Consider the following 22,299-nt stretch of genomic DNA (forward strand, 5'->3'; position numbering starts at 1 on the left):
CAATTTCGTCGTGCTCACTTAGTTAGCCCACGGCAGCGGTTGTTCATGCATGCCCCAGTACACGSYCTTCTGYTCCATGTACTGCAGGATGCCCAGCCTCCCCTTCTCCCGGCCCAGGCCGCTGTCSCGCCAGCCGCCRAACGGCGTCGAGATCGAGAACTGCTTGTACGTATTGATCCACACGTTGCCCGCCTGCACCGCGCGCGCAAAGCGCCATGCACGCTTGTAGTCGCGCGTCCACACACCGGCCGCCAGCGCGTACACGCTGTCGTTGGCCTGCGCGATCAGGTCGTCCTCGTCGTCGAAGGCCATCGCCACCAGCACCGGCCCGAAGATTTCCTCCTGGCACACGCGGGCGCTGTTATCCAGCCCTTCGATGATGGTGGGCGTGTAGAAGTAGCCGTTCTCGCAGCCCGCCACCGCCGGGCGGATGCCACCCGTGCGCAACTGGCCGCCTTCGGATACGCCCAGCGCCACATACGATTCGATCGAGTCGCGGTGGCGGTCGCTGATCAGCGGCCCCATCTGGGTGCGCTCGTCGGCCGGATCGCCCACGCGCAGGCGCGCCGCGCCCTCGGCCAGGCGGTCCATGAAAGGCTCATACAAGGAACGTGCCACGAACAGGCGCGAGCCCGCGATGCACGATTCGCCCGAGGAACTGAAGATGCCGTACAGCACACCGTTGACGGCATGATCCAGGTCCGCGTCCTCGAACACCATCGTCGGCGACTTGCCGCCCAGTTCCAGCGACACCGGCATCATCTTGTCGGCGGCGATATGCGCGATATGGCGTCCCGTGGTGGTGCCGCCCGTGAATGACACGCGGCGCACCAGCGGGTGCTTGGTAATGGCGTCGCCGATCACCGAGCCCTTGCCGGGCAGCACGCTGATGAGGCCCTTGGGCACGCCGGCTTCTTCGCAGATGGCCGCCAGTTCGAGCGCCATCAGCGGCGTGATCTCGGCGGGCTTGATCACCACCGCGTTGCCGGCTGCCAGCGCCGGCGCCAGCTTCTGCGCCTCGCTGGCGATGGGCGAGTTCCACGGTGTGATCGCCGCCACCACGCCCATGGCTTCATGCACGCTCATGGTGAGAAAGTCACCACGCGCGGGCGTGAGCGTCTCCTCCAGCGTCTCGCAAGCCGCGGCGAAGAACTGGAAGGTGCCCGCGGCGCTGGCGACCAGCGCACGCGTCTCGCTGATGGGCTTGCCGTTGTCCAGGCGCTGGCGCTGGGCGAGGGGCTCGGCGCGCGCGCGGATCAGGTCGGCCACGCGATGCAGCACGGCTGCGCGCTCGTGCGGCTTGCGCTGGGCCCAGCCGCTGGTGAGGAACGCGCGATGCGCACCCTGCACGGCCTCTTCCACGTCGTCCAGGCTGGCCGCGTTCAGTTCCGCGACGACTTCGCCGGTGGCCGGGTAGCGCGTGGCGTAGCGCTCGCCGCCGCCCAGGCGCCACTGGCCTGCGATACAGATGGGGAGAATCTCTTGCTTCATGATGATTGCCTTGCTCAGCTCGAAACCGCCGAAAGCGCCGCGCGCTTCCACATGGTGCACGTTCTCGTCCACGCCCGGATCGGCCAGCAGCCTCACCTGCGTGTGATCCAGCCCGAGCCCGGCCATCGACAGCGTGGCGGCCACATTGGCGTTCTTGGGATAGAGGCGCGCCGCTTCGCGGGCGGTGCCTTCGAAGATCACCGTGGCTTCGGTCAGCGCATCGAGATCGAACAGCGCTTCCGCCGGCGTATCCTTCCACGCGCCAGGCGGCTTGCGCCCGGTATAGACCACCGCATCGAGGCCGCCCACGCGCGCTGCCGCCAGCGCATCGATGGCGCCGATCGCGCCGGACAGCAGCTGCACCTGGGTGCCGCCGCGCCGTGCCGCCGCTTCCAGCCGTTCCGCCAGGCCCGGCGCCGACAGCGCGCCCACCGACACCACCATGCAGGCGATGCCGCGCTCCAGCGCCGGCACGATGTGCTCTTCCAGCGCATGGTGACCGGCGCATTCCACCAGCAGGTCGGGCCGTCCGTCGGCCTGGCTCAGGCTGGTGGCGACGCGCGCCCGCGGCGCCAGCGCGGAGACGGCGTGGCGGGCCTGGTCCATCTGGGCTTCCGGCACCACCACCACGTCGAACACGACATCCGGATCGCTCTTGAGCAGTTCGAGCACGCCGAGCCCGATCGCTCCGCACCCCACCATCGACACGTGCAGCATGTTGCGTCTCCCTCAGACAGTCACGGTGCTGTGTTCGGCCGCGCGCGCGGTCTTCTCGGCGTCGGCTTCCTTGTTGACCGGCGGGCCGGCGAATGCGGTCTTGAAGGTACCGATGGACAGCATGTCGATCTCCAGCAGGAACGGACCTTGTTCGGCGGTCGCCTCGTCCAGGGCGGCGCCGACATCCGCCAGGTTGCTGACGCGGCGATGGCGCAGCGCCAGCGATTGCGACAGTTGCGCGTAATCAGGCGTATGCAGGTCCACGTAGTGGCGGCGGCCGCCGTACTGCGCGTCCTGGATGTTCTTGATCACGCCGTAGCCTTTGTCGTTCATCAGCACGAAGACCACATCGGCGCGTTCCTGCACCGCGGTGGCGAGTTCGCCCAGGTTCAGGATGAAGCCGCCGTCGCCGGCCAGGCAGAAGGTCTTCTTGCCCGATGAAGTCACCGCCGCGCCCACTGCCGCGCCGATGCCCATCGCCAGGCCCTGGCCGATGCCGCCGCCCAGCGCATGCACGCCGGCGCGGGAGTCGAAGATGCGCAGCTGGCGGTTGCCCCAGGTGCTGTTGGAGACGGTAACGTCGCGCACCCAGTTGAAGTTGCGGCCTACCGCGCCCTGTAGCGCCTCCACCAGTGCCGAGTACGGGCCCAGGCCGTCGATCAGGCCGTTCATGGCGGCCTCATGCGCAGCGCGCAGGTCGGCGGCGAAATTCGGATCGACCTTCAGCTTGCCTTCCAGGCGGTCGGCCAGTCCGTCGAGCGCCAGCGCCGCATCGCCGCTGGCGAAGTAGTCGCTCTGGTAGCAGCGGCCTTCGGCGGAGGCATCGGCGTCCACGCGGAACAGCGGGCGCGGCAGCTTCAGTTCGTACTTCAGCGTTTCATTGCCGCGCAGGCGCGAGCCCACCACCAGCATGGCGTCGCAGCTTTGATAGAACTGCTCCACCGGCTTGTGCAGGTTGAAGGCGCCAAGCGAACGCGGATCGTCTTCCGCCACGATGCCGCGACCCTGCGTGCTCGTGACCACACCGAAGCCCAGCGCCAGCAGGCGCTTGACCTGCGCGCCGGCGTGGCGCGCGCCGCCGCCCAGCCACAGCAGCGGGCGCTTGGCCTGGGACAGGCGCTCGGCCAGTTCGTCCAGCGCATGGGCCGAGGGCACATGCGTGGGCACGGCCAGCGGGCGCAGGTCGGTCGGCATCGGGATCAGCGCGGCCTGGATGTCGATGGGGATTTCCACGCTGACGGGACCGCTCGGCGCGGTCAGCGCGGTCTGCACGGCGAGCTTGATCGTGCTGAGCGCGGTATCCGCGCTGCGGATGCGGAACGCGGCCTTCGAGATGGCCTTCAGCATGGTGAGCTGGTCCGGTGCTTCGTGGATGTAAGCCAGGCTCTGGTCCAAGTACGGCGTTTCGATCTGGCCGGTCAGGTGCAGCAGCGGCGTGCCGRCTGTGAGCGCTTCCACCATGGCGCCGGCGGCATTGCCGGCAGCGGTGCCGGTGCTGGTCAGGCACACACCCAGGCCACCCGTGGTGCGGGCACAGGCGTCGGCCATATTGGTGCCGCCCGCTTCGCCGCGCGCGGGGACGAAGCGGATCTTGCCGCGCTCGCCCATCGCGTCGAGGATGGGCATGTTGTGGATCGAGATGACGCCGAACGCAGCCTTGACGCCGCATTGTTCGAGGAAGGCGGCGATGGCGTAGCCCACCGTGACTTGTTGCTGTTCGTTACGCATGACGGGAAAGTCCTCCGGAAATATCGATGTGGCTGCCCGTGGTGTACGAAGACAACGGCGAGGCAAGGAACAGGATCGCGCGCGCAGCTTCCTGCGGCAGGCCAAGACGGCCAAGTTGAATATGCTTTTGCTGCGCCAGGCGCGCGGTCCACGCGGCCCAGTCGAGATCGCGCTCGGATTCCGGGCGCGCTTCGAAGCGCCGGCGCCACTGGCCCGACTCGACCAGGCCGAGCAGGATGCCGTTGACGCGGATGCCCTTGGGGGCGAATTCGGTTGCCAGCGAGCGCACCAGGTTATGCACGCCGGCACGCGCCGCGGACGTCGCCACCATATGCGGCTCCGGCTGCACGGCCAGCAGCGAGTTCACGCAGACGATGGCCGCGCTGTCCGAGCGCTCCAGCTGGGCAAGGAACGCGCGCGTGGCATGGATCACCGAGAAGAACTTGAGTTGCAGCTCTTCGAGCCATGCAGCGTCCTCGGTGTTCGCGAACGTGGAAACGCGGCCTTGCCCTGCGTTATTGACCAGCATGTCGGCCGGGCCGAGCGCGGCCTCGCTGGCGGCGGCAAAGGCGGCTACCTGCGCGGGATCCAGCACGTCGCAGGCGGCGGCGTACAGGCGGGCATCGGGGAAGCGTGCGCGCAGTTGGCTTTCCGCTTCGCGCAGCCGCGCTTCGTTGCGACCGCACAGCGCCACGGCGGCGCGCGCTTCCAGCAGTTGTTCGACGGTGGCCAGGCCGATGCCCGAGGATCCACCCGTGACGACGGCAACCTTGCCGTCGAGTTCAATCATGGACATCGTCCTCACTCCCGATACAGGTTGACCACCTTGCCGTGCTCACGCGGCCGGTAGTCCAGCAGGCGGGACAGCTCGCCCGCGGTGTCTCTGACTTTGTCTTCCATCATGTCCAGTTGCTCCGGATCGATGCGCGAGGCCGGGATGGTCACGCCCAGCGCCGCCACCACCTTGCAGGTACGATCCCGCACCGGTGCCGCGATGGTCGAGATGCTGGCCTCGAAGAACGCTTCCTGCAGCACCACGCCACGCTCGCGGTCGCGCTGCACCATCTCGAACAGTTCCTCGACCGTGGCCGGCGTGCTGGGCGRGAACGCTTCCAGGCGCGGCTCCGGATAGAGCTGGCGCAGCTCAGCCAGCGTCAGGTCTTCGAGCAGCACGCGTCCGAGCACGGTGGCGTGCGCCGGCAGGCGGGTCCCCACGGTGACGGAACTGCTGAACGGCGTGGGCGCCACCGACTTGGCCACATAGACAATCGAGCGGCCGTCGCGCACCACCAGGTTGCACGGGTAACGGATGTCGTCGCGCAGGCGATCCAGCAGCGGGCGTCCCAGCTCGGTGAGTTCCAGCGAAGCCAGGTACTCGAAGCCCAGGCGCAGCACCGCCATGCCGAGGCGGTAGTCGCGGCCGCCGTCGGTGCGTTCGACAAAACCCATCATCTCCAGCGTGGCCAGYAGCCGGAACACCGTGGAGCGGGGCACCTTGAGCCGGCGCGCCAGGTCGGCCGCCGACAAGGTACGGTCGCGGCGGCTGAACTCGGCCAGCAGGCGCAGGCCGCGTTCCAGTCCGGGCACGATGTACTTGTCCTGGCTGTCTTCCGGAAGGCGTTCTTGAGTCATGAGAGGTTCGTGTTCCACTGGGTCCGGCGCACGGCCGCGGTTGCTTTGGCGCGCCGGTTTTTCGCTTTTCAGCGCTTGACCTTGGTGAGCGGATGCTCGGGCGGGTACGTCGGCGTGATCGGCTTCTTGGCGCCGAGCATCACGCACATCAGCGCGTCTTCCTCGCCGATGTTGATTTCCTCGCGGTACACGCCGGGGGGCACCGAGACCAGATCGCGGTCGGTCAGGATGGTTTCGTAACGCTCGCCGTCCTTTTCCAGGATCAGCTTGATCTTGCCGCGCATGACGAAGAAGACTTCTTCCACATCCGTGTGCAGGTGCGACRGGCCTTCGTGGCCGGCCGGGATGATCATGGTCGAGAAGGTGAAATTCTCGGACGGCACGGTATTGGTGTCGGTGGCCACGCCGGTGCCGCCGGTGCCGAGGTAACGCATCTGCGCACGGCGGTACTTGGGATCGTAGTCAGCCTGGAACTTGAGAGCGTCCCAGTCGTAGCGGCGGGTGGAGAAGCGCGCGACGCGGGTCTCCATCCACTGGTCGAAGGAAGCGCCGGACGGCTGCTCCCAGGAACGCTTGATGTTGTCTTGTTGGGAAAGATCGCTCATTTGGATTCCTTGTTGACTCAGTGCATGACGAAGCCGCCGTTGACGGCCAGCGTCTGGCCCGTCACGAAGCGGGACAGATCGGATAGTGCGAACAGCACGGCCCCGGAAACATCCTCGGGTAGCTGCTCGCGGGAAATCGCGCGTTGCTCGCGATACAGGTCGCGCCTCTTCTGGGGCACGTATTCCGTCGCCTCCACCATGGTCAGCCCCGGTGCGATGGCATTGACAGTGACCTGGGCGTCGCCCAGCTCGCGCGCCAGCGAACGGGTCATGCCGATGATGGCGCTCTTGCTGGCCACGTAAGCCAGCAGGTTGGGCGCGCCCCACAGCGGCGTGTCCGACGCGAGGTTGACGATGGCGCCGCGGCGCGAGGCGCGCAGTGCCGGCAGGCAGGCCGTGGTCATCAACCAGGTGCCGCGCACGTTGATGTTCATCACGCGGTCCCAGGTGGCGATGTCGATGGCACTGGCGTCGCGGCCGCCGGAGTCGGTGACCGCGGCGTTGTTGACGAGCCCGTCCAGGCCGCCAAGCCCGGCCACGGCGGCGGCGGCGCAGGCCGTCACCGATTCGGGGTTGCCGAGGTCAAGCGCGAGCGGCAGCGCCGTCAGGCCACGGGCCTGCAACGCGGCGGCTTCCTCGTGCAAGCGATCGGCGAGGATGTCGGCCATCGCGACGGCGGCGCCGGCTTCGGCGATCGCGGTGGCAAAGGCCAGGCCCAGCCCGCGCGCCGCGCCGGTCACCAGCACGCGGCGGCCGGCCAGCAGGTTGTTGCGGTCGATCTCAGGCATGGCTCGCCACCCCGCCCACGGGCTTCAGCATGGCGACCGGCTCGTCGGCGACTTCCTGGTCGGCACGGCGGCGCAGCAGGCGGCGCACGCGCGTGATGCCCACATCATGCTGGTACAGCGTTTCATGTTCGCGCGCGTTCGGCGCCATCATCTCCAGCACCACGCGGTCCTGCTCCAGCACGTCCCAGTGCAAGCCTTCCAGGCGGTTGCGGTACAGGAAGCGCCAGACATCGCGCTCCCAGCCCTGCACGTGGCGGGTACGCCAGAAGAACACCATGCAGTGCTCCTCGTCGACCGGCGTGGCGATGCCGACGATGCCGAACGGGCCGCCGGGGCCCACCTTGGCGCGGTAGGGAATCGCCAGGCGCAGCCACAGGGTGCCGGTCTCGCCGAATTCCACCCAGTCGAAGTTCACGCCGCGCTGGCCGGTCTTCTCGAATACCAGGCCGGTATCGGTTTCGCGCACGGCCATCACGGCCTGCTTTTCACCCGAGGCCATCGAGTGCGACACCGCATGCAGGTAGGCGCCGTGCATCGGGTCCATGACGTTGTCGATGGCGTAGCGGTAGTTGCAGTCCCAGTGCGCCACGCACAGGAAGTTGCTGTGCTCGTCGCTCTCCAGTTCTTCCGGCAGGCGCAGCGCATCGGCACCGCCCTCGCCTTCCACCGGAGCGCGCTCGCCGAACCACAGGAAGATGGCGCCGGCCTTTTCCCGCACGGGGTAGCTGCGCACGCAGGTCTTGCCTTCGAGCGGGCAGTTGTCCACGGCCGGCACGCTCTTGACCTGGCCGTCGCCGCCGACTTCCACGCCGTGGTACCAGCAGGCCACGCGGTCGCCGAGGTTCCAGCCCATCGACAGGCGCGCGCCGCGGTGCGGGCAGCGGTCTTCCAGCGCGTGCACTTGGCCGGCGCCGTCGCGCCACAGCACGATGTCCTGGCCCAGGCGCGTAATGCCGATCGGTGCATGCGTGACCGCCCACGCGGCCGATACCGGATACCAGTAGTTATGCAGGCCGGCGTTCAGGCGCGCCTCAGCACGCGCTTGCTTGTTCGATTCCATTGTTTGCTCTCTTGCGGGTACCGGATCGGATCGCTATCTCGGAAGGGCATGCCTTGTTTCGCCGCCCGTCATGACGCAATCGCGTTGATGTTCTTGAACTGCCTCTTGGCTTCAGCCTCTCAGGCGCCCAGACGGCGCATTTCGGCGAGGAAGCGCTCTTCGGTCCAGGCCAGGCCATCCGCGCCCAGCAGGCCAGCGTCGTTGAACGCTCGCACGATGTCCGCCGGGCTCCTGGCACCGCCCTCGAATGCGGCCTCCAAGGCATCGCCGAGCGCGTCTTCATAAGCGGTGGGGGCGGCGGCGCGGGTCTGCCACACGATATTGGCCACCTTGCCGGGCTGCTCGATGTGGCCCTTGCCGGCGACATTGTTCGGCGCCGGACGCTCCCAGGGCGCCAGGTTCGGGTTGTATGCGAGGTTCTCCATTGCGCTGCTCCTTTGACCTTGTTGCCAGTCCGCTGATCTAGCGTTTTGTTCCACCTATAAAACGCTGATTTAAATATTGAACACAGACACCACTATAGGCAACGAAACTTTAAAAATAGAGTGGGGTTTACCCTGGAGATAAGCCGATGCCACTTGGGACTGGGCACGGGGCCGGGGACCGGCCGGAAGCACGCCGGAAGCGGGCTGGGAAAAACGGTGCGGAAGGGCGCGGCGCGGCTGCGCGCAGCCGTTTCCGCGCCCGGTGGACGTGTCAGGCGAGCGCGCTGCGAATCCAGCGGGCGACAGAGCCTGCCTGCTCCACATAGCAGGCATGACCGGCATCGGGCACCAGTTCGAACGGCAGGGCGAAGCGTTCCGCCAGCGCCGCGCATCCTGGCGGCGGCGTCACGATATCCAGTGCACCACAGCCGACCCGCGCACTGACGCCCGGGTCCCGGCGCGCAAGGTAGTCGCCGATATCGTCTCCGCACAGCATCGCCACGGCTTGCCGGTAGCCGTCCGGGTCCAGGCGGCGCATATTCCAGCGCACCCAGGCCTGCGCATCGGCGTCGGCCGCGGCGCTCAGCAGGCGGCCCGGACCACGCTCGGCCAGGCCCTCCACCCCAACTGCCGCAAGTGCGTCGAGCCGCTGGCGGGCCACCTCTTTTGCCTTTTCAGCCTTGCCGGGGCCGCCGTAGCCCTGGGCCGGGCTGAGCAGCAGCAGTTGTCCGGGAAGCTGCGCCGGGCCGGCTTGCGCCACGTAGGCGGCCRCCATCAACGCGCCGAGCGAATGGCCGACGATCACATCGGGCCGCACGTCCAGTGCGCGCAGCAGCCCCGCCAGGCTCCGGGCGTAGTCGGCTGCCGTGGGCGCAGCGGTTTGCAACGCTTGCGAATTGCCATAACCGGGTGCATCCCACGCAATCACACGGGCATCGGCCGCCAGCAGGCTCGCGCATGGCAACCAGGAAGCCGCGCCGGAACTGATGCCATGCAACAGCACCACGACCGGCCCGTGGCTTCCGCCGCGACGGTAAGCGATTTGCGCGCCGTCGCTGCCGGTAGCCACTCGCCGCTCCGTAAAGCCGGTGTCGAGCGCCCGCAGCAGCGCTGCCGCAGGCTGGATTGCCCGGGATGGGTCATTTTGTTCCATATATGAAACCGTAGTTTGCGAATAAAACCTAGGAAATATAGACCGCCTGCTGCCGGAAATTGATCAGGGTTAACCCCTCGCAAAAAAACTTCCGTAAACCGAGGCGCTGTCACGTTTTGGTGCAGGCGGACATGCCCCGGCACGCCGGCTATCGCCGGTCCCAGCGGCCGTGCGGTTCGTGGCGCGCGGCGGAGTCTTGCCCTACCGAACCATCRCACCGTTCTTGTGCACCGCTGTGCCGCGGATGCCGCTTATGCGGCGCTATCTCGTCGCGTCTCCACATCACTAGGGATTTCCCGCCCATGTTTTTCCGGAAACGAACGGCTATATTTTGCTCGTTGTTTCTTATGTAATCTGATGTTTCACATATAAAACAAAAAGCCGGAACGTGCACAACCAGAGATGCACCCATCCGGACCGGGTAATGGTCTGGCGAAGCATGGCGACGCCAACGAAACAATACGGTGGACAAGGAAGAGGAATCGATCAATGAAACTTGGACGGATTGCGCTGGCTGCGCTTGCAGCCACGGTACCCCTGCTGGCCTCGGCCCAATCGACGGTGACGCTGTACGGCGTGGTCGATACCGGCGTCGAGTACGTGAACAATATTGGCGCAGCAAAGGACAACGTGTTCCGCATGAACACCCTGACCGGGACGGTGCCGTCACGTTGGGGCATCCGCGGCACGGAGGACCTGGGCGGCGGCCTCAAGAGCCTGTTCGTGCTCGAATCCGGTTTCGCGCCTGACTCTGGCACGTCCAACCAGGGCGGCCGGCTGTTCGGCAGGCAAGCCTTGGTGGGCCTCTCCGGCCCCTGGGGCCAGGTGGCCCTGGGCCGCCAGTACACCATGCTGTTCTGGGCCACATTGGACCCGGACATCCTCGGCCCCAACGTGTACGGCTCGGGCTCCCTCGACAGCTATCTGCCGAACGCGCGCGCCGACAACGCCGTTTCCTACAAGGGCACGTTTGGCGGTTTCACGCTGGGCGCCACCTACAGCTTTGGCCGCGATACGGTGAATGCGGGCCCGAGCCCGGCCGGCACCAATTGCGCAGGCGAAAACCCGGCCGACTCAAAGGCTTGCCGCGAATGGTCGGCATTGCTCCAATACGACAACAAGTGGTGGGGCGTGGCAGCGGCCTATGACTCGCTGCGCGGCGGACCCGGAGCATTCGGCGGCCTGTCCAGGAGCAACCAGTCGGACGACCGGCTCTCGCTCAACGGCTATGTGCTGYTGTCCAAGACCAAGATGGGCCTGGGCGTGATCCGCCGCGACAACGATGGCAGCCCGACGCCGCGCAGCGACCTCTGGTACGCCGGCCTGGCGTATGACATCACGCCCGCGTTCACGCTGGCCGGCCAGGTCTACTACCTCAAGTTTCACAACAGCGACAACAAAGCGATGCTGTACGCGCTGCGTGGTACCTACGCCTTCTCCAAGCGCACCTCCGTGTATGCCACGGCCGGCTTCATCGACAACGGCGGCCAGCTCGCCCAGTCGGTCAGCGGCGCCCAGACGGGCTCCAACCCCAAGCCCGGCGGCAACCAGCTGGGCACGATGATCGGCATCAAGCACACGTTCTAAAGCCCGCGCGCCGCCATGCGGCGCAAGCCGGATGGCACGAATCGTCCCATCCGGCGCGAAGTCTACCTAGAGGCGTCTCATCATGAAGTTTGCAACCCGCAACCTGTTTGCTGCCCTCGCAGCCACGGCCGCCGTGATGGCGGCAGGCACCGCCTGCGCGCAGGCCTATCCCAACAAACCCGTTACGCTGGTCGTGGCCTACCCCGCCGGCGGCGATACCGACGTGCTGGCTCGCCTGCTCGCGGAAAAGCTCTCAGCGCGCCTGCACCAGTCCGTCGTGGTCGAAAACCGCACCGGCGCGGCCGGCACGATCGGCAGCGCCTACGTCGCCAAGGCCGCGCCCGATGGCTATACCTTGCTGGTCGCGCCCAACACGGTCGCCATCGCGCCGCTGGTGCTCAAGAGCGGCACCGGGGGCGCCTACGACGTGCGCAACGATTTCACGCCCATTGCGCAGATCGGCATCCAGTCGCTCTTCGTGGTCGTCAATAAGAACTCCGGGATCACCAAGCTGCCCGATCTGGTCGCACGCGCCAAATCCGGCAGCCTGCAAACCTATGCCAGCCCGGGCAACGGTTCGCCCATGCACATTCTTGGCGAACTGTTCAACAAGGCGGCTGGCGTGAAGATCTCGCAGGTGCCGTATCGCGGCACGGCGCCGGCGGTGGTCGACGTGCTGGGCGGCCAGGTGCCGATGACCTACTCCACGCTCGGCGCGGTGGGCCAGTACATTACGGCCGGCAGCATCGTGCCGCTGGCCGTGGCCGACCTGAAGCGCTCGCCGTTCGCACCGAACGTGCCGACGCTGCTCGAACTGGGCTACAAGGATGTGGACGTCGGCGCCTGGCAGGCGCTGCTGGCGCCGAAGGGGCTTTCGCCGGAACTGGTGAAGACGCTGAACGCGCACGTCAACGACATCCTGAAGATGCCCGACGTGGTCGCGCGCATGGCCACCATCGCGGTTACGCCAATTGGCGGCGAACCCGGCACGCTGGGCAAGCTGATCGCGTCCGATTCGACGCGCTATGCAAAGATCGTCAAGGAGTTCGGCATCCAGGCTGACTGACGCGAACAGGTGATGACGGCCCGCCCCTTCCGGCGGGCCGTTTTTCGTTGATTTTTCGCTGACACCGTGACTAGCGTTGCCCGAAGCTGGCATCGAAAAACAGATCCTTGTACTCGCGCGGCTGCGAACGCCAGTACTGCTTCGGCGCATGGACCTGCGCGCCAAGCCTGGCCGCGGCGTGCCACGGCCAGCGCGGATCGTAGAGCATGGCGCGCGCCAGCGAAACCGCATCCGCTTCCCCGTTGGCGATGATGGCTTCGGCCTGCTCGGGCTCGGTGATGAGCCCCACCGCGATGGTCGGCAAGCCGACCTCAGCCTTGACCCGCTGCGCATAGGGCACCTGGTAGCCGGGCCCCAGCTTGATGGCCTGCGCCGGCGAGACGCCGCCGGTAGTCACGTGGATCGCCGCGCAGCCACGCGCCTTGAGCGCCTTCGACAGCGCCACCGTGCCTTCGATATCCCATCCGCCAGGCACCCAGTCGGTGGCCGAGATGCGCGCCCACACCGGCTTGTCGGCGGGAAATGCCGCACGCACCGCGTCGAACACCTCGATGGGGAAACGCATGCGGTTCTCCAGGCTGCCGCCATACTCGTCCTCGCGCTTGTTAGCCAGCGGCGACAGAAACTGATGCAGCAGGTAGCCATGCGCGAAATGCAGTTCGATGCCGTCGAGCCCGAGACGCGCCGCGCGAACGGCGGCGGCGACGAAATCGTCGCGCACCTTGTCCATGCCTGCGCGATCCAGGGCCAGCGGCGCATCCTCGCCCTCCGCGTGCGGCACAGCGGATGGCGCCACCGTCTTCCAGCCCAGCGGCTGTTCGGGCCGTATCTGGCTGCCGCCGTCCCAGGGGGCATGGCTGGATGCCTTGCGCCCCGCATGGGCAAGCTGTATCGCAAGCGCAATCGGCGCGTGTGCCCTGGCTGCGCCGATCACTTTGCCAAGGGCCGCCTCATTCGCATCCGAATAGAGGCCAAGATCCCCCGGCGTGATGCGCCCTTCCGGCGACACGGCAGATGCCTCGATGATCATCATTCCGGCGCCGGACAGCGCAAGCTGGCCGAGATGAATCATGTGCCAGTCGCCGGCCGAGCCCTCCTCGGCGGAGTACTGGCACATTGGCGCAATCACGATGCGGTTTTCCAACCGCAGATTGCCAATGGATAAGGGTTGGAATAACCGGCTTTGACTCATGGGAACGACTCCTTGCTGTTTCCTGGCACTTGTCTGTGGCGTTTGTCTGTGGCGTGCGTGGCGCCCGTCCATTCTAGGACGCCTTCCTGTTTTCATCAGGACGCGGCAACTGGCTGCGGCTTGCGCCCCGTGAGGATGTCGGCGGTCAGCGCCAGGGCCAGCGCCACCGCGCCGCACAGGAAGATCAGCGCATAGTTGTTGTGCGAAAGCGTGAACAGGTAGGAGTAGCCGTAGCCGGCGAGGGCCTGGAACAAGGCAAAGGCCGTGGTGGCGCGGCTCCACGCTGCGCGCTGCTCGAGATGGTCGTGCGGCACCATTTCCTGGATACGCCCGAGCACCAGCGGCACGATGCCGGGCGTGAAAATGCCCAGGGCCACGGTGGCGACGCCAATGAGAATCGGGTTGCCGGACAAGGCAAGCGTGGCTACGGCAATCGCCTGCAACAGCAACGCGATGCGATAAGCCGCGCCAAAGCCGATGCGATCGGCCACATTGCCGCTCAGGACAGGTCCCGCGATGGCCGCGACACCGTACAAGACCCAGTACCCGGCACCGGTCTCCGCACCCCGGCCCAGCCCGCGCGCCACATAATCCACCAGCAGCACCATGGCGGGCACAAGCCCGAGCGCGTTCGCGGCGTACTGGGCGTACAACACGCGCAACGCCGTGTTCCCACGCCCGACCGGCTGCCTACCGGCAGCCGGTGCCGGCGCCGCGGGGGCCGAGCCCGGCCAGCCAAACCAGCTCACGGCGGTCAGGATGGCCGCGAACACGCCGAGACCGATCCAAGTGTCCTTCAGACCCAGCTGTAACAACCTGGGAATGATGGTGCCCGAGGCCGCAATGCCGAGTCCGAGCCCCAGGAAGATCATGCCGCTGGCAAAGCCGCGCCGGGCGGGTGGGATATGCGGCAGGATCGTGGTCGCCACCAGCACCATGATGGCGCCGCCCGAAACGCCGGACGCGAAGCGCCAGGCAAAGAACCAGCTCACCGAGAACGGGTACGCGCAGGCAAAGAAGGCGGCCGTTGCGATCAGCATCAACAGCCGCAACGCATGGCGGTTGGATAGCGCATTGGCAATGGGACGACCCAGCAGCGCCCCGGCCAGGTAGCCGGCGAAATTCGCCGCGCCGAGCGTCACCGCCTGCGACGACGTGAACCAATGCGCCTGGATCAGCGGCGGAATCAGCGGCGTGTAGGCGAAGCGCGCGAGGCCGATGGCTACCAGGCTGCCGCACAACCCGGCGAGGGTGGCGAACAGTGCGCGGGCATCGAGTGTCGACGCCATGGAGCTTGGGATCGTGGCTGTGTTTTCAGACATGATGCATTCCTGCGGATTCGATATGTGGTTCGCTGTGCCGGCGTGCGGCTCATGCCGTGCTGGCCGCGACGGGCAGCGGCGGCAGGCCGAGCAGGCTCAGCGCCGGACTGACGGCGCCGGTGAGCAGCGCGCGTTCCGGCCTGACCCGGGCGAGCACTCGCACCCCCAGCAGGACCGCCAGCAGGTGCGCGCCCGCGTCCGCTGCCGGGAGGACCGTCGGCACCTCGCCGCTTGCCTGCCCCGCCTCCATGCAGCGCTGGAAGAAAGCCTGGATCTGGGCAAGTTCGCCGGCGATGCCCTGGCGGCATGCGGCGTCGCCGGGCGTCGACTCCACCGCGGCATTGACCAGCATGCAGCCGCGGTGCCGCGCGTCCGCAACGGAACGATCGACGATCTCGCCGAAAAAGGACGCGATGGCATGGCCGGGCGTTTGCGACGATTCCAGCCGCGCAATCCGCTCGTGCAGCGTGCGCTCCAGGTAGTGCTCCAACGCGCGCAGGAACAGCCCGCGCTTGTCACCAAAGGCGTTGTAGAGGCTGGGCTGCGTCAAACCCGTGCACTTGACGAGATCGCGCGTGGAGGTGGCTTCGAAACCGTTCGCCCAGAAGGCATCTCCGGCTGCTTCCAGCACCTGTTGTTCGTCGAATTCGCGGGGTCGTGCCATGGTTGCTGCTCCGGCTTGGCTGACTAAGGTGGATCTGGATGGATACGTTTTGTATCGCACGATACAAAAGCGATTATATATCGGACGATATAGAACGCAAGGTGAATGCAAATGACCGTTAGAGGACCAGGGGAACGTTCATCAAATGATCAAGATGGAATGCGGCCAGATAGCGGTATCGGCACATGTGCGAAGCCGTGGCAGGCTATTGCGTCGTGAAAGCCACCCGGACGGGCATATGATGTCGAGACAGACAGCGAACCGCCGCTGCGCGCGCAGCGCCGCAGCTACAGCCATCGTGGGATCTACGTGGACAACGGGAAGGTGATGCCAGGAATGCCTGGAACACCAATTGAACGCGCTTCGGCTGATGGGCGGCTAGATGAAGTTTTAGCGGCAGCGCCGGTGCGACGGCAAGCCATCGCCCAGGCGGGGTACCCGCCCGGCACATCCGGCGTCCGGCGCGCGGGGCGGGCAAGCGATCAACGCGTGACGTGTTGAAGCGCCCGCGGCGGCTGGCTGATCACCCCAGTCCGCAACGCGGGCAGCCGCGGATCGGGCACCGGTTCAGCCCAGGCTGGCGGCCGCCACTTGTGGCCTGGCCTGACCGCCGGTGACCCGGTCGATCGCGGCAAGCACCTCATCAACTTCGGGCACCACGCCGCGGGCGCCCACGGAGACAGACTGGCCCGGCGTGTCGATCCCGAAATGCTGGCTGTCGGTCACCGTGAACAGCATCACCGACGGCTTGCCCAGCGCATCGGCCAGGTGGACGAAGCCGGTGTCGGTGCCGACCACCAGCGCGGCGGCATCCACCCGCTGCGCGCATTCGGTAATGGTCATGCGCGGCAACACCTCGGCGCCGGGAATCTCGGCAGCCAGCGCCTCCGATTGCTCGCGCTCGGCGGGCGAGCCCCAGGGCAACTGAATCTTGTAGCCCCGACCAGCCAGCGTCCTGCCGACCGAGATCCACCGCTGCGAGGGCCATTTCTTGGCCTCGACCGAGGTAGCGTGGAACAGCATGGCGCGTGGCACGCCGTCGGCATTGAGCGGTGCGGCGGGCGCAGGCACGCGCAGTGCGTAATGCTCAACGGGATCCAGTGCGTAGCCGAGCGCGTTGGCGACCACCATGCGCATCTTGTGGCGCGCGGTGGCGTCTCCGTGCGGCCCGAAGATCTGCGTATAGGCGAACACGGCACGCGCCTCGCCCAGATACTCGGCGGCGTAGCCCAGACGCCGGCTCGAGCGCGCCAGCCAGGCCACGATGGCGCTTTTATACACGCCGTGCACATCCACCACCACATCGTACTTTTCGCGACGCAATGCCCACAGTGCGCCAAAGATGGCACGCAGGTCAGCCCAGCTACGGGACTTCTTGAAGCCGCGCAGCGGCGGCGCGATCACGCGGTCGACGCCCACGGCCCAGCGGGGAATATCGGCGCAGGAAGCATCGGCCACCCAGTCGATCTTGGCCTCGGGATAAGCGCGGCGCAGGTCGGACACCAACGGCAAGGTGTGCACCATATCGCCAAGCGAGGTGATCTTGATGAGGAGGATGCGTTTCATGGATAAGGCGGGGATCGGGTTGCGGACAGGCTTCGCCGGCTTGCGGCGAGGCCGTAGTATGCACCAGGGCCATAGCCCGCGCACGCATTACCCGATGTGCACCCGCCTGTAATGGGGTCTGCGCGGCACTCGCCACGCGCCCGCGCCATGCCATCTTTTCCTTCGACTTCCGCTAACGCGCAGCCCGCCCCACCGCTCAACGCCAGGCAGCGGCGCTGGCCACGACCGTGGCAAAGCGGTCATGCAGCGCGGCCAGCGAGCCACGGTGGATTTCCGCCGCCGCGAGGGGCGCTCCGCCCAGCGGGTCCGGCAGGTCCCGCGTGGCGCAGGCCGAGGCCACCACGGTGCTGCGATAACCATGATCGAGTGCGGACCGCACCGTTGCGCTCACGCACATATGGGTCTGGAACCCCGCCACGATCAGCTCCTTGCGGCCAAGTTTTTCCAGCAACACCGCCAGGGTCGTACCGGCAAAACTATTTGGCAGGCCCTTGACCACGGTATGTTCACCGGCCTGCGGCTCCAGCCCCGCGACGATGGCCGCGTAGGGTCCTTCCGGATCGAAGGCGCCGCCGCCGGCCCGGCCGTGATGCACCACGTGCACCACCGGGCTGCCGTGGCGGCGCGCCAGCGCCAGCAGTTCGCCGCACGCCGCGATGGCCGCCGGCATGCCTGTCAGCGGCAGCTTGCCGTCCACGTATTCGCGCTGGTGGTCGATCAAGACCAGGGTGGCTGCCTCCCAGGCCGAAGGAGCGCGGCTGGCGCCGGCGAGGTCGAGCAAGGTGAAGGGTGCGGCCATCGTGATTCCTTTCGAAGTCGGTATGTGAGCCGGTACTGAACGGGTATGGATCGGGTACAGGCAGGCGCCACGGTGGCGGCAACCATGCAAGCGATGATAAGCCGCGCTATCCTGTTCGCCAATTCTCAATTGCCTCACAACCATTGTGCAAAAACGCTCACTGCACTGGGATGACCTGCTGACCCTGTCCACGCTGATCCGGACTGGCAATTATTCGGCCTGCGCCCGCGAACTGGAGGTCACGCACGCCACCGCCATCCGCCGCATCCGCCGGCTGGAGACCGCGCTCGGCAAGCCCGTGGCGACGCGCACCGATGGCGCCTTCGCGCTGTCCGCCGCCGGCCGCGCGGCACTGGCCGCGGCGCAGCAGATGGAGAACTCGGCCGAACGCCTGCTACGCGAAGTGGAGGACGCCGGCGGCGGCGTTTCCGGCGTAGTCGGCATTGCCTGCACCGCGACGCTCGGCAGCAACTTCCTGACGCCGCGCATGTTCGCGCTCTATTGCGCGCACCCGCAACTGGAAGTCCGGCTGGAAACGGACAATCGTATCGCCAGCCTGGCCCGGCGCCGCGCCCACATCGCGGTGCGTCTGGCGCGGCCGCAGGAAAGCGACGTGATCGCGCAGCGCGCCGGCAGCATGAGCTTCGGCCTCTATGCCCCGGCACGGCCAGCCGGTGCCGGCGCCTGGAGCGAGCAGGATCTCGCTGCCGCGCCGCTGTGCGGCCTGCTGGACGAAGGCCTGGCCCTGCCGGAAGCCGAATGGACGCGGGCGCTGGCAGCGCGCAAGGGTTTCCAGTCGAACAATCTGCTGGCGGTGCATGAGGCAATCCGCACCGGCCTAGGTATCGGCCTGCTKCCGCATTATCTGGCGCGCGACGATGCGCGGCTCACGATGGTGCGCGAGGTGCCGGAGGTGGTGCGGGAGATCTGGCTGGCCTATCCGCAGGAATTTCGCGGCGCTTCACGGTTCCGGCCGGTCATCGACTGGCTGGCCGGGGAGTTGCGGCAATGTCCTTGAACCTTGCAACCTGGACGCTGGCCGATGCCGCCCGTGGCGGCGGAATCCGTTGAAAGCGCGGGGGCAGGCAGTATAGTTGGCTAATGCACGCCGGCACGCGCCGTGGCGCGGGTAGCGCGCTCATTGCGATGATTGGCCAGCCGGCCTGCCGCCCCCGGCAAGCCGGCCGCACCGGGAGCACCACCATGGACCGGGACTCACCGGCAAAGCTGGATGCAGGCGCGCTCGGGCTGGGCGAATCCGTGGTGATGGGCGTGGCGGGCACGGCACCCGCCTTCAGCCTGGCGGCAACCACGGCCACCCTGGTCGCCACGGTGGGGGTCCTGGCGCCGGCCAGCTTGCTGTACTGCGGGCTGATCATGTTCGGCGTGACGCTGTCCTACCAGCAACTGAACAAGCTGCATCCCAACGCTGGCGCCTGCTATACCTGGGTGTCCGAGATCTTTCATCCCGTGCTGGGTTTCTTCGCGGGCTGGACGCTGCTGGTGGCCTCGGCGGTATTCATGGTGTCGGGCACCATTCCCGCCGCGACCGCCACCTTGCTGCTGTTCGATCCGGCGCTGGCCGAACGTCCGCCCGTGGTCACGCTGGTCGCAGCGGGCTGGCTGCTGGCGGTAAGCGCCGTCGTGATCAAGGGCATCAAGCTGACCAGCTATACCCAGGTGGCGATGACGCTGGCCGAGGTGGGTGTGCTGGCGGCAATCGTGCTCGCAGCCCTGCTGCGGGCGCCGTTGCCGCTTGCGCATCCGATCTCGCTGTCATGGTTATCGCCAACCGGCTTTACGCCGCAACTGTTTGCCAACGGCGCGCTGGTGGCGCTGTTCTTCTTCTGGGGCTGGGACGTGACGGCCAACCTGACAGAGGAAACACGCGATCCCGAACACGCGCCCGGACACGGGGCCGTGCTTTCCATGCTCATCGTCCTTGCGCTGTTCCTGGCCTTCGTCGTCGCCAGCCTGGCGGTGCTGAGCGACGAGGAGATTCGCCGTGCCGGCACCAATACCGTGTTCGCCCTCGCCGCCCGGCTCTTGCCGCGCCCGTGGGACTACCTGGCCGTACTGGCCGTCATGCTCAGCACCGTGGGTACGCTGGAAACCTCGATCCTGCAGTTCACCCGCACCCTTTACGCCAAAGGCCGCGATGGCTTGCTGCACCCGCGCTATGCCGCATTGCATCGCACCTGGCGCACGCCGTGGGTGGCGACAACCGCGATTGCATCGTTCGGCTTGCTGTTGCTGGCCCTGTCCGCGGGCTTCAGCAGCGTGGGCCAGATCATCCAGGACTCGGTCAACGCCATCGGCTTCCAGGTGGCATTCTATTACGGACTGGCAGGATTCGCCTGCGCCTGGCACTCCCTGCACCATGCCGCACGCACGCCGGCCAGGCTGTTGTTGCGGGTGCTCTGGCCGGCCGGCAGCGCAGCGTTCCTGTGGTTTATCGCGCTTTACAGCATCCCGAGTTTCGACCTGGCCACGCGCGTGGTTGCCCTGGGCGGCATCGCCGCCGGTGCCGTGCCGCTCTGGCTGAACCGGCGGCGCCAACTGACCGCTTAGGCGGCAACGGACGCCATCAGCAGATCCGACGCGGCTTCGATACGCTGGGGGGCGCCGAACAGGCGCGCCACCACCAGCCCGTTCTGCAGGGCGCCGAAGACCGCTTGCGCCATCGACTGAGGAGGCAATGGCATGGCATGGCTCTGCGTAGCCCGCCCGTTCCGCGGCACGCTTTCGAGCAAGCGGGTGAGCCAGCTTTCATTCAGCCGATAGAAATCCTTGAGGATGCGATGCACCGCCTCGGGCAGCAGCAAGGTTTCCGTGGAAAGCATGCCGACCAGGCAGATCGCGTCACCGCCCGCCGTAGCTTGCCAGGGCCTCAGATACGCGCGAGCCTGTTCGGCCACGGGCAGGCTGGTGTCGATGTCGCGCACATACCCGGAGATGCGCGCGCTGTATTCCGTCACCGCCGCCGTCAGCAGGTCCTCCTTGGAGGGGAAGTAGTAATGGATGCTGGAGGTCTTGACCCCCACCTTCTCGGCGAGGTCCCGATAGCTGAAGCCATTGAAGCCCCGCTGCCGCACCAGCACCAGGGTGTGCTCAAGCGAACTTGCCGCTACGGGCGCCATCGGTATAGGCATCCACGCTGCGGGCCGGGGAAGCCGACACGCCGGTACGGTCCAGGCCGGCGACGATACGGGCGCCGTCGGTGTACGGATCAGCCTTGCCGACGCGGGCACCTTCGGTGAACGGGTCGAACTTGCCGCTGCGGGCGCCATCGGTATAGCCATCCACGCTGCGGGCCGGGGAAGCCGACACACCGGTGCGGTCCAGGCCGGCGACGATACGGGCGCCGTCGGTGTACGGGTCAGCCTTGCCTACGCGGGCGCCGTCGGTGAACGGGTCGGCCTTGCCGCTACGCGCGCCGTCGGTGAACGCGTCGGGCGTGGCGCTGCGGAACACATAGCCGTACTTGTCGCCGGCGAAGCTGCTGTCCTTCGGGCCCGAGGCCTGCGCGGTGCCGGCAACGAAGGCGGCGGCAAGGGCGGCGGCGGTGATCAGGGTCTTGGCGAAGAGGTTCGAGGTCATGATGTTCTCCATTCACTTTGAGGATCCGCGCTGGGGCGGAATCGAATCGGTACGCTTTGGAAGCCTTCGTTCTTTCTGGACGGGCGCTCGAGCAGGATTTGCACGTCCATCAACGTGTGCCCGCACCCTCCGGCCCAAAAGGGAATCGCCGAAATGCCAGCAACAAGGATTTACAACGTTTTACTTCAGGCAGCATGAAATCACTCCTACGATGATATTTGCGGGATGCAGTACAGGGTCCTCGCTACCACCGGAGCAAGAGATGCGCAAAGTCCTCACGATGACGTTACTTATCGCCGCCGCGACGGCTTCAGGCTTGAGCTATGCCCAGCAAAAGAAGTTCGACCCGTACACCGACGGCGCCAAGGCAGGCAAGGCCGACCCCTATACGGACGGCGCGAAATCCGGCAAGTTCGATCCATACACGGATGGCGCCAAGCAATCCACCCAGATGGACCTGAATGCCAACCAGGCCAAGCCCGACCCGTACACCGACGGTGCCAAGGCTGGCAAGGCCGATCCCTATACGGACGGCGCGAAGGCCGGCAAGGCCGACCCCTATACGGACGGCGCGAAGTCTTCCAAGTAATTGGCATCCGCGTTGCCGCTCCGCAAGCGGCAACGCATATCCACCATGGCGCGCCTACCGCAGCGAACCCGCGCGGCCTCCTCCCCTAGCCGCGCGGCCTGCACTTATGCCTGTCGCGRCTTCATCCGTGCAACCCCTGCAAAAAGGCAAGCAAGTCTGCATTGACCTGCTCTGCGTTGACCGCGCACATCCCATGCGATGCGCCCGGGCAGACCTTCAGCGTCGCGTTTCTGACCAGCCTGGAGGCCAGCATGGCCGCCGCCCCGATCGGCACGATCTGGTCGGCGTCACCATGCAGGAACGGCGTCGGCACGA

At 66.8% G+C, this 22,299-nt stretch carries 21 protein-coding genes and 2 pseudogenes; 5 read left to right on the forward strand and 18 right to left on the reverse strand.

What is annotated here, in order from left to right; genetic code table 11:
- Nucleotides 1-18 precede the first annotated feature (18 nt).
- From AC1DKD_RS04945 to AC1DKD_RS04990, 10 genes and pseudogenes are all read right to left on the reverse strand, one after another.
- A complete protein-coding gene (locus tag AC1DKD_RS04945) occupies nt 19-1,491 on the reverse strand; it encodes an aldehyde dehydrogenase (RefSeq protein WP_477143045.1) in 1,473 nt (490 codons plus the stop codon).
- A gap of 12 nt (nt 1,492-1,503) precedes the next feature.
- Nucleotides 1,504-2,208, reverse strand: a pseudogene (locus AC1DKD_RS04950) (aspartate dehydrogenase); the annotation flags it as partial.
- 12 nt (nt 2,209-2,220) lie between these two features.
- Nucleotides 2,221-3,936 carry a thiamine pyrophosphate-binding protein gene (locus tag AC1DKD_RS04955; protein WP_477143038.1) on the reverse strand — a complete coding sequence of 572 codons (1,716 nt, stop codon included), beginning with the start codon at nt 3,934-3,936 and terminating at the stop codon, nt 2,221-2,223.
- Entirely contained in the window at nt 3,929-4,732 is an 804-nt protein-coding gene (locus AC1DKD_RS04960) for an SDR family oxidoreductase (protein ID WP_045238404.1), read from the reverse strand. The genes AC1DKD_RS04955 and AC1DKD_RS04960 overlap by 8 nt, the downstream gene beginning before the upstream one ends.
- Before the next feature lie 5 nt (nt 4,733-4,737).
- Complete coding sequence (locus AC1DKD_RS04965; RefSeq protein ID WP_477143039.1) at nt 4,738-5,568, reverse strand: IclR family transcriptional regulator; 831 nt, start codon at nt 5,566-5,568, stop codon at nt 4,738-4,740.
- A 68-nt stretch (nt 5,569-5,636) separates the two neighbouring features.
- On the reverse strand, nt 5,637-6,173 hold the full coding sequence (locus tag AC1DKD_RS04970) for a cupin domain-containing protein (RefSeq protein ID WP_477143040.1): 537 nt from the start codon (nt 6,171-6,173) through the stop codon (nt 5,637-5,639).
- Between the two features lie 17 nt (nt 6,174-6,190).
- On the reverse strand, nt 6,191-6,961 hold the full coding sequence (locus tag AC1DKD_RS04975) for an SDR family oxidoreductase (protein ID WP_441627508.1): 771 nt from the start codon (nt 6,959-6,961) through the stop codon (nt 6,191-6,193).
- Complete coding sequence (locus AC1DKD_RS04980) at nt 6,954-8,021, reverse strand: Rieske 2Fe-2S domain-containing protein (RefSeq protein WP_441627510.1); 1,068 nt, start codon at nt 8,019-8,021, stop codon at nt 6,954-6,956. The genes AC1DKD_RS04975 and AC1DKD_RS04980 overlap by 8 nt, the downstream gene beginning before the upstream one ends.
- A gap of 119 nt (nt 8,022-8,140) precedes the next feature.
- Nucleotides 8,141-8,446: a recombinase-like helix-turn-helix domain-containing protein gene (locus tag AC1DKD_RS04985; protein ID WP_441627512.1), complete on the reverse strand. Its 306-nt coding sequence runs from the start codon at nt 8,444-8,446 to the stop codon at nt 8,141-8,143.
- A 271-nt stretch (nt 8,447-8,717) separates the two neighbouring features.
- Nucleotides 8,718-9,599, reverse strand: coding sequence for an alpha/beta fold hydrolase (locus AC1DKD_RS04990; protein WP_477143041.1), 882 nt, complete (start codon nt 9,597-9,599; stop codon nt 8,718-8,720).
- A gap of 489 nt (nt 9,600-10,088) precedes the next feature.
- Between AC1DKD_RS04990 and AC1DKD_RS04995 the strand changes: the two genes are divergently transcribed.
- Complete coding sequence (locus AC1DKD_RS04995) at nt 10,089-11,186, forward strand: porin (protein WP_441627516.1); 1,098 nt, start codon at nt 10,089-10,091, stop codon at nt 11,184-11,186.
- An 82-nt stretch (nt 11,187-11,268) separates the two neighbouring features.
- Nucleotides 11,269-12,252 carry a Bug family tripartite tricarboxylate transporter substrate binding protein gene (locus tag AC1DKD_RS05000; RefSeq protein ID WP_441627518.1) on the forward strand — a complete coding sequence of 328 codons (984 nt, stop codon included), beginning with the start codon at nt 11,269-11,271 and terminating at the stop codon, nt 12,250-12,252.
- A gap of 70 nt (nt 12,253-12,322) precedes the next feature.
- Here the strand turns inward: AC1DKD_RS05000 and AC1DKD_RS05005 are convergent, their stop codons facing one another.
- The 5 genes from AC1DKD_RS05005 to AC1DKD_RS05025 form a co-directional block, all read right to left on the reverse strand.
- Nucleotides 12,323-13,444, reverse strand: coding sequence for an NADH:flavin oxidoreductase/NADH oxidase (locus AC1DKD_RS05005; protein ID WP_441627520.1), 1,122 nt, complete (start codon nt 13,442-13,444; stop codon nt 12,323-12,325).
- Nucleotides 13,445-13,539: 95 nt separating this feature from the next.
- Nucleotides 13,540-14,766 (reverse strand): YbfB/YjiJ family MFS transporter, encoded by a 1,227-nt coding sequence (locus AC1DKD_RS05010; protein ID WP_441627522.1) that lies wholly within the window; start codon nt 14,764-14,766, stop codon nt 13,540-13,542.
- 49 nt (nt 14,767-14,815) lie between these two features.
- On the reverse strand, nt 14,816-15,430 hold the full coding sequence (locus AC1DKD_RS05015) for a TetR/AcrR family transcriptional regulator (protein WP_441627524.1): 615 nt from the start codon (nt 15,428-15,430) through the stop codon (nt 14,816-14,818).
- A 567-nt stretch (nt 15,431-15,997) separates the two neighbouring features.
- On the reverse strand, nt 15,998-16,996 hold the full coding sequence (gene waaC / locus AC1DKD_RS05020) for a lipopolysaccharide heptosyltransferase I (protein ID WP_441627526.1): 999 nt from the start codon (nt 16,994-16,996) through the stop codon (nt 15,998-16,000).
- 196 nt (nt 16,997-17,192) lie between these two features.
- Nucleotides 17,193-17,795, reverse strand: a complete 603-nt coding sequence (locus tag AC1DKD_RS05025) for a cysteine hydrolase family protein (RefSeq protein WP_441627528.1) — start codon at nt 17,793-17,795, stop codon at nt 17,193-17,195.
- Nucleotides 17,796-17,940: 145 nt separating this feature from the next.
- Between AC1DKD_RS05025 and AC1DKD_RS05030 the strand changes: the two genes are divergently transcribed.
- Nucleotides 17,941-18,813: a LysR family transcriptional regulator gene (locus tag AC1DKD_RS05030; protein ID WP_441627530.1), complete on the forward strand. Its 873-nt coding sequence runs from the start codon at nt 17,941-17,943 to the stop codon at nt 18,811-18,813.
- Nucleotides 18,814-18,998: 185 nt separating this feature from the next.
- On the forward strand, nt 18,999-20,366 hold the full coding sequence (locus tag AC1DKD_RS05035; protein WP_441627532.1) for an APC family permease: 1,368 nt from the start codon (nt 18,999-19,001) through the stop codon (nt 20,364-20,366).
- Here the strand turns inward: AC1DKD_RS05035 and AC1DKD_RS05040 are convergent.
- Nucleotides 20,363-20,947 carry a TetR/AcrR family transcriptional regulator gene (locus AC1DKD_RS05040; protein ID WP_477143042.1) on the reverse strand — a complete coding sequence of 195 codons (585 nt, stop codon included), beginning with the start codon at nt 20,945-20,947 and terminating at the stop codon, nt 20,363-20,365. The two genes, AC1DKD_RS05035 and AC1DKD_RS05040, sit on opposite strands and share 4 nt — an antisense overlap.
- Nucleotides 20,907-21,395 (reverse strand): copper resistance protein CopQ, encoded by a 489-nt coding sequence (locus tag AC1DKD_RS05045; protein WP_477143043.1) that lies wholly within the window; start codon nt 21,393-21,395, stop codon nt 20,907-20,909. The genes AC1DKD_RS05040 and AC1DKD_RS05045 overlap by 41 nt, the downstream gene beginning before the upstream one ends.
- Before the next feature lie 262 nt (nt 21,396-21,657).
- On the opposite strand from AC1DKD_RS05045, the gene AC1DKD_RS05050 reads away from it, so the two are divergent.
- Nucleotides 21,658-21,984, forward strand: coding sequence for a hypothetical protein (locus tag AC1DKD_RS05050; protein WP_441634055.1), 327 nt, complete (start codon nt 21,658-21,660; stop codon nt 21,982-21,984).
- 121 nt (nt 21,985-22,105) lie between these two features.
- Here the strand turns inward: AC1DKD_RS05050 and AC1DKD_RS05055 are convergent.
- A pseudogene (locus AC1DKD_RS05055) lies at nt 22,106-22,297 on the reverse strand (alpha/beta fold hydrolase); the annotation flags it as partial.
- Nucleotides 22,298-22,299 lie beyond the last annotated feature (2 nt).

Source organism: Cupriavidus sp. 05T313, from assembly GCF_056396665.1.